The sequence below is a fragment of the Aureimonas sp. D3 genome, assembly GCF_001463805.1.
Taxonomy (GTDB): domain Bacteria; phylum Pseudomonadota; class Alphaproteobacteria; order Rhizobiales; family Rhizobiaceae; genus Aureimonas; species Aureimonas ureilytica_A.
In genome coordinates, this window is sequence record NZ_BBWM01000119.1 from 1 (window position 1) to 213 (window position 213).

Annotated in this window: 1 pseudogene; it reads right to left on the reverse strand. The window is 66.2% G+C overall.

Annotated features, from left to right (window positions below):
- Positions 1-213, reverse strand: a pseudogene (locus AUL36_RS23075) (aspartate aminotransferase family protein); the annotation flags it as partial.

The following is a 213-nucleotide window of genomic DNA, read 5'->3' on the forward strand; positions in this document are numbered from 1 at the left end:
TCGGCGATGGAGGTTCGGCCATAGCCGACATTGACGGTCCAGACGCCGCCCGAGAGCGCGTCGAGATATTCGCGCCCCGCCGCGTCCCAGACCTTGAGCCCCTTGCCCTCCACGATGATGCGCGGATCGTTGGTTTCCAGCGGCTTGTGCTGGAGCATGTGGTGCCAGACATGCCGGCGGTCCGCCTCGATGATCGGGCGAAGGTCGTTGGGG